Origin of the sequence: Embleya sp. NPDC005971, assembly GCF_040629175.1 — a bacterium.
Lineage (GTDB): Bacteria > Actinomycetota > Actinomycetes > Streptomycetales > Streptomycetaceae > Embleya.
Map to the genome: position 1 here is coordinate 70,489 of NZ_JBEXUX010000050.1, position 6,738 is coordinate 77,226.

Below are 6,738 nucleotides of genomic sequence, written 5' to 3' on the forward strand. Positions count from 1 at the left end.
CGCGCACCGGCGCGCACGCACACGCACTCGGGAGACTCGGGGTGGACGAGAGGAGCGAGCGGTGACCGAGCAGGACGCGTTCGCACTGTTGCCCGAGACCCGGCGCGAGATATTGCGGCACCTCAAGGGCGCGGGCGAACTGCGGGCGGAAGAGTTGGCCGACGCGGTCGGGATGACCGCGAGCGGCATGCGGCAACAATTGGCCGGACTGGTCGCCGAGGGCTATGTGACCCATCGGCAGGCCCGACTCGGGCCGGGCCGGCCCAAGCACGTGTATCGGCTGACCGCGGCCGGGGAGAACCTCTTCCCCCGGCGCTACGGCGACCTGGTCGGCGACCTGCTGGAGACCGCGCAGGCCGAGGAACCCGGTTTCGTGGACCGGTTGTTCGACCGTCGGCGCGAGCGGCGGCTGGAACGGGCCCGGGCCCGGACCACCGCGCCGGAGCTGGCCGATCGGGTGGCCGCGATAGCCGCGATCCTGGACGAGGACGGCTACCTGGCCGCCGCGCAACCGTTGGCCGACGGCGGCGGGTGGTTGATCGTCGAGCAGAACTGCGCGATCTTCGACGTGGCGATCCGGTGCGGGACCGCGTGCTCCTCGGAACTGGCCTTCCTGCGGGAGGCGTTGCCGGATACCGAGGTGCGGCGGGTCAGCCATATGGTGGCGGGGGCGCCGCATTGCGCTTATGAGATTCGGCCGGTGGTTGGCGGTTCCGGTGCTTCCGGTGCTTCCGGTGCTTCCGGTGGTTCCGGTGGTTCCGGTGGTTCCCGTGGTCTCGCCGAGTCCGGTAAGTCCGCCGAGTCCGCCGAGTCCGCCGAGTCCGGTGGGTCCGCTGAACCCGGTGAGTCGGGTGCGCCGGGTGAGGCCGGTGGTTAGGCGTGTTCCGCGAGATGGTTGGGCGTGTTCCGCGAGGATGGCTGGGCTTCCGCGAGTTGTTCGCGTAGGGCGGGTTTGCTGACCTTGCCGGTGCCGGTGACCGGGAGGGCGTCGGTGAACACGACGCGGCGCGGGACCTTGAAGCCGGCCAGGTGCGCGCGGCACAGGGTGACGAGGGCGTCCGGGTCGACGGGGCGATCCGGGGTCGGGACGACCACCGCGACCACCCGTTCGCCCCACCGGGTGTCCGGTTCGCCGACCACCGCGACGTCGCGGACGTCCGGATGGGTGCGCAAGACCGCCTCCACCTCGCGGGCGCTGACGTTCTCGCCGCCGGTGATGATCACGTCCTTCTTGCGATCGAGGACGTACAGGTAGCCGTCGGCATCGAACCGGCCCAGATCGCCGGTGCGGAACCAGCCGGCCGCGAACTCGCCGGTGTCCACCTGCCAGTAGCCGTCCGCGACCTGCTCGGAGCGCACCGAGATCTCGCCGGTGGCGCAGGTCGGCAGCGGCCGGCCCGCGTCGTCGACGATGCGGATCTCGACGCCCGGCCCGGGCCGACCGGCCGCCGCGTACAACTCGGGGCGGTGGTCGGCGGCGCTCAGGAACACCGCGTTGCCGGAGAGTTCGGTCATGCCGTAGCCCTGGCCCAGGGCGCAGCCGAGCATCCGGTCGACTCGGCGGATCAGCTCGGGCGTGATCGGCGAGGCGCCGTAGCTGATCGAGCGGATTCGCTCGCGCAACCCGTCGCCCTCGTGCACGTGATCGAGCAGCGCATCGATCATGGTCGGCGCGAGGGAGAGGTTGGTGACGTCGAACTCGCGGATCACCTGCGCCAGTTCGGCCGGTTCGTAGCGATGCAGTACGACCACCGGGCGGCGCATCAGATGGTGGGCCGGCACCTGGTAGCCGGCCACGTGCGCGAGCGGGAACGGGGTCAGTACGACGGCGTCCGGGTCGACCGGGCGGCAGGCGAGCGAGGTGCGCATCGAGGCGGTCAGGCTGCGATGGGTGAGCCGGACGCCCTTGGGCCGGCCGGTGGTGCCCGACGTGAACAGCAGCCAGGTCAGCGCGGTTTCGTCGGTGGCCGGGGTGAACTCGGGCTCGCCATGGGCGGATTCGGTGACGGCCTCGCCCAACTCCAGGCTCGGGCCCCCGGTCCAGCCGAGCCGGGCCATCGGTTCGGCGTCGCCGAGCAGCAGTTCGGCGCCCGAGCGGGCCAACTGATCGGCCCACTCGCGCGGGTGCAACCTGGGATTGAGCGGGACCAGCACCCGGCCGGCCCAGGGGACGCCGTAGTAGGCAGCGACGTACTCGGCCCGGTTGTGCGCGAGGATCCCCACCCGGGCTCCGGGGGAGGTCCGGCGCGCGACGGTGGCGGCGAGCGCGCGGGAGTGGGCGGCCAGCTCGGCGAAGGTCCAGACGGTGTGTTGGGCCGCCGGCTGCGGGGCGGCGGGGTGCCGGGCCGCAGGGTGCCGGGCTGCGGTGTGCTCCGTGTGCTCGGTGTGCCCCGTGTGCGTGCGTGGGGTGTGGGTGGGGACGATCAGGGCGGTGCGGTCGGGTACCTCCCGAGCCGCGTCGACCAGGATCTCGTGCAGCAGCATCGGGCAGGCCTCCCTCGTTCTCGCGGGACGTTATCGCAGGTGCCCGGACGGGGCTCGAAGGGGTGACGTTGTCGTGCGTTCGCCCGGGAGGACGCCGGGGTGGGCCTCGGCTGTTTGCTTGGGGGGTGCTTGGGCGGCTTCTGGTTGTGTGGTCGGGGGTGCTTGGGCGGGCTCTGGCTGTGTGGTCGGGGGGGGGTGTTTAGGCGGGCTCTGGCTGTTTGTTCCAGGGGTGCCCGGGTGGGCCTGGTGGTTTGCTCGGGAGGCATTCGGGCGGGCTTGGTTGCTTGCTCGGGGGGTGCTCGGGCCGGCCTGGTTTGCCGTCGGGTGGGTGGAAAGGCGGATGCCGGGGTGGGCGGGGGTGGGGGAGGATCGGCAGGGTTCGGCCGCGTTCGGCGCGGTCGCCGTCGATCCGGAGGGCACGCTCGATGAGCAGTACGAACCAGGCCGTCAATGCCGATCGCTTCGCGGAGTTTTGTGCCCTGCATCGGGCCGGGGCGCCGCTGGTGTTGCCCAACGCGTGGGACCACGCCTCGGCGGCGGCGCTGGTCGAGCGCGGATTCGCGGCGATCGGGACGACGAGCCTGGGGGTCGCGATCGCGGCGGGCAAGCCGGACGGAGTCGGCGGGACGCGCGAGGAGACGGTACGGCTCGGGATCGGCATCGCGCGGCTGCCGGTTCCGGTCAGCGTCGACATCGAGGGCGGCTTCGCCGAGCGCCCGGAGGAGGTTGCGGCGTTGGGCGCCGAGTTGGTGCGGGCGGGGGTGGCCGGCGTCAACCTGGAGGACGGGCGGGCCGACGGGTCGCTGACCGACGCGGGGCGCCAGGTCGCGGTGATCGCTGCGCTCAAGGAGGCGGCGCCGACGTTGTTCGTCAACGCGCGCACGGACACCTACTGGGTGGGCGGCCCGAGTGCCTCGCTCGACGAGACGGTGCGGCGGATTCGGGCCTACCGGGCGGCGGGCGCGGACGGCGTGTTCGTGCCGGGCGTCGGGGACGAGGCCGCGATCGAGACCTTGGTGGGCGCCACCGACGCGCCGCTGAACATCCTGTACAGCCCCACCGGCCCGCCCCGGACCCGGCTCGCGGAGTTGGGCGTGCGGCGGATCAGTACGGGGTCGTTGTTGTTCCGGGTCGCGGTGCGGAGTGCGGTGGACCTTGCGTGGGCGATCGCGTGCGACGAAGAGGCGGGAGCGGCCGGCGCGCCGACGTATGCGCAGGCGCAGGCGATGTCGGAGGCTTATCGGGCCGACTGAGGGGCGGGCGGGGAGGGGTTGCTCGGCGCCCGGGTCGGTGGGGTCATACTGCTGGTCGGCGGGTCGGGAACGGTCTCGCCCGACTCCGGCAGGCCCGCCCGATCGTGAAAGACCTGATCTCGATGACGCTGCACGTTCCGCCGACCACCACCCCGGATTTCCAGGAATTCTGGCAGGAACGGCACCTGTGTCTGCTGGTCACCCACCGGCCCGACGGCACGCCGCACCTGGTGCCCGTCGGCGCCACATACGACCACGTGACGGGGATCGCCCGGGTCATCTCGCACGGTGCCAGCAAGAAGGTCCGGAACGTGCTGGCGGCCGGTACGGGGGCCCGCGTCGCGGTCTCCCAGGTGGCCGGGAGGCGCTGGTCCACGCTGGAAGGCATCGCGACGATCAACGGCGACCCGGCGGCCGTCGCCGACGCGGTTCGGCGCTATACCGAGCGCTATCGGGAGCCGAGGGTGAACCCGGAGCGGGTGGTGATCGAGATCGCGGTGACGCGGCGACTGGGGACGGTCTAGGGGGCGACGAGGTCGGGGCGGTCGGGCGTCGGGGCGTAGCCTGCCGGGAAGTGTCGGCACACCGATCCGAACGGGGATGCACAGATGACCCAGGTCGCCGTGGTTACCTTCGACGGCTTCAACGAACTCGACAGCTTCGTGGCGGCGGCCATCGTCAACCGCTGCCGCAAGGACGGCCTGACCGCGTACATCACGACGCCTGCCCCGACCGTCACGTCGATGAACGGCGTCGAGGTCACCGGGCAACGCGGCTTCGACTTCATCCCGGAAGCCGACGTCGTGCTGATCGGCAGCGGCATCAGGACCCGCGACGTCGTCGCCGACGACGGACTCCTCGCGGCGCTGCCCCTCGACCCCACGCGCCAACTCATCGGCTCACAATGCTCGGGCGCATTGGTCCTGGCCCGACTCGGCCTGCTGACCGGCCTGCCGGCCAGCACCGACGAGACCTCCCGCCCGTGGGTCGAGGCGGCCGGAGTCGAGGTCCTGGACGCCCCGTTCCACGCGTCCGGCAACATCGCCACAGCCGGCGGCTGCCTGGCCTCCCAATACCTGGCCGCCTGGACCATCACCCGCACCCTCGGCGAAGCAAAGGCCCGCGCCGCGATCGACTACGTGGCACCGGTCGGCGAAAAAGCCGCCACGGTCGACCATGTCTTCACCGTCCTTCACACGGCGACTCTGCTCCCTATGGCCTGAGCCCGGCTCCCTGGTCTCCGCTTCCTGCTTCCCGCTTCCCGATCCCCGTTTCCGATCCCGTTTCCGATCCCCCGCGCGCCCGGCGCCGACCAGACGACCGAACACCGCTTCCTGGGCCGTGACCGAGGGCGCCCGGTTCGAAGCGTGGACTGCGTTGATTTCCCGGCTGGGCATCGCCGTTGCACCTGTGCCCGCCCTGGCCGTCCCGCGCGCGGGACGGCGCGCGGCGTCGGTCGCGCGGGCACTGCGCTTTGGCCGCCTGCCGGCCTGCCGGTCGCGCCGCCAGGCTGCGGTTTGGGGCTGGGATTGCCTTTGGTGCCGTGCCGTGCCGTGCCGTGCCGTGCCTTGCCCTGCCCTGCCGTGCGGCGGAGCGGGAGGGCGGTGCGGTCGGGTCCGTTGGGGGCTTTCCCGGGTGGGTCGGGTGTTCGCTGCCGGCGGTTGCGTCTTGGTGGGGCTGGGCGCGGGTGGCTCTGTGCTAAACGGTCGACGTGGATTGGCGGAGGTTGGCCCGGTCCCAGGGTCACCGGCGGTCAGGAGCCCTGGACTCCCCGGCGAGACGCGGGCGTTGCTCGGCGGGAAAGGCGCTGGCAACGGCGGAGCCGGAGGGGCGGTCCGGTCAGGTCCGCCGGGGAGCCTTTCCGGGTGGGTCGGGTGTTCGCTGCCGGCGGTTGCGTCTTGGTGGGGCTGGGCGCGGGTGGCTCTGTGCTAAACGGTCGACGTGGATTGGCGGAGGTTGGCCCGGTCCCAGGGTCACCGGCGGTCAGGAGCCCTGGACTCCCCGGCGAGACGCGGGCGTTGCTCGGCGGGAAAGGCGCTGGCAACGGCGCAGCGGGAGGGGCGGTCCGGTCAGGTCCGCCGGGGAGCCATTCCGAGTGGGTCGGGCGCTTTCGGCGTGCGATGAGTGTCCGGTGGCGTCGGGCGCGGGTGGCTTTGTGCTGAACGGTCGACGTGGGCTGGCGGAGGTGGGCCTGGTCCCGTGGTCGCCGGCGGCCGGGAGCCTTGGGTTCCCCGGCGAGACGCGGGCGTTGCTCGCCGGAAAGGCGCTGGCAACGGCGGAGCGGGAGGGCCGTCCGGTTGGGTTCGCCGGGGAGCCATTCCGAGTGGGTCGGGAGTTTTCGGCCGGCGGTCCTGTTTTGGTCGGTAGCGGATGGCTCAGTGCTAAACGGTCGGCGTGGATCGGTGGAGATCAGCCCGGTCCCACGGTCACCGGCGGTCAGGAGCCCTGGGTCTCCCGGCGAGAGGTGGGCGTTGCTTGCCGGAAAGGCGCTGGCAACGGCGGAGCGGGAGGGCGGTCCGGTGAGGTTCGCCGAGGGGCCTTTCCGAGTGGGTCGGGGCGTTTCGGCGGGCGGTGGGTGGGTGGTGGCGGAGGGGGAAGAGAAGAGCGGGCCGTGAGTGGGTGGTTTCGGTTGCCGGGTGCACAACCCGGCCCTCGGCACCTGCTCTCGCCGCTTTGTCAGGCAAAACCGCAGGTCAGGGGCAACCTCGCGTGCGGGGAGCCGTTTCGGGGGCCGGGTCGTGACTCTTCAGGGCTAGCGGATGGCTCTCCGCTCGGCGGTGCCGACCCGAAACGCCCACCGAGCGCCATGACTCACGGAAATCCGCCCCCGGAGTGCGCAACCCGGCCTGCGACACCCACTCTCGCTGGCCGGTCCCACAAAACCGCAGGTCAGCGGAACCCCGGGTGCGGGGAGCCGTTTCGGGGGCCGGGTCGTGACTCTTCAGGGCTAGCGGATGGCTCTCCGCTCGGCGGTGCCGACCCGAAACGCCCACCGAGCGCC

The 6,738-nt window shown here is 72.1% G+C and carries 5 protein-coding genes; 4 read left to right on the forward strand and 1 reads right to left on the reverse strand.

Annotation, left to right across the window (positions count from 1 at the left end; all coding sequences use genetic code 11):
- The first annotated feature begins 61 nt into the window (after positions 1 to 61).
- Entirely contained in the window at positions 62 to 877 is an 816-nt protein-coding gene (locus ABZ374_RS34110) for a winged helix-turn-helix transcriptional regulator (RefSeq protein WP_360318659.1), read from the forward strand.
- Here the strand turns inward: ABZ374_RS34110 and ABZ374_RS34115 are convergent.
- Entirely contained in the window at positions 874 to 2,484 is a 1,611-nt protein-coding gene (locus tag ABZ374_RS34115; RefSeq protein WP_360318661.1) for an AMP-binding protein, read from the reverse strand. The genes ABZ374_RS34110 and ABZ374_RS34115 overlap by 4 nt on opposite strands.
- A gap of 425 nt (positions 2,485 to 2,909) precedes the next feature.
- On the opposite strand from ABZ374_RS34115, the gene ABZ374_RS34120 reads away from it, so the two are divergent.
- The 3 genes from ABZ374_RS34120 to ABZ374_RS34130 all read left to right on the forward strand — a co-directional run bounded on the left by ABZ374_RS34120 (position 2,910) and on the right by ABZ374_RS34130 (position 4,960).
- Complete coding sequence (locus ABZ374_RS34120) at positions 2,910 to 3,737, forward strand: isocitrate lyase/phosphoenolpyruvate mutase family protein (RefSeq protein ID WP_360318664.1); 828 nt, start codon at positions 2,910 to 2,912, stop codon at positions 3,735 to 3,737.
- Positions 3,738 to 3,859: 122 nt separating this feature from the next.
- Positions 3,860 to 4,261, forward strand: a complete 402-nt coding sequence (locus ABZ374_RS34125; RefSeq protein ID WP_360318681.1) for a TIGR03618 family F420-dependent PPOX class oxidoreductase — start codon at positions 3,860 to 3,862, stop codon at positions 4,259 to 4,261.
- An 84-nt stretch (positions 4,262 to 4,345) separates the two neighbouring features.
- Positions 4,346 to 4,960, forward strand: coding sequence for a DJ-1/PfpI family protein (locus tag ABZ374_RS34130; protein ID WP_360318667.1), 615 nt, complete (start codon positions 4,346 to 4,348; stop codon positions 4,958 to 4,960).
- Positions 4,961 to 6,738 lie beyond the last annotated feature (1,778 nt).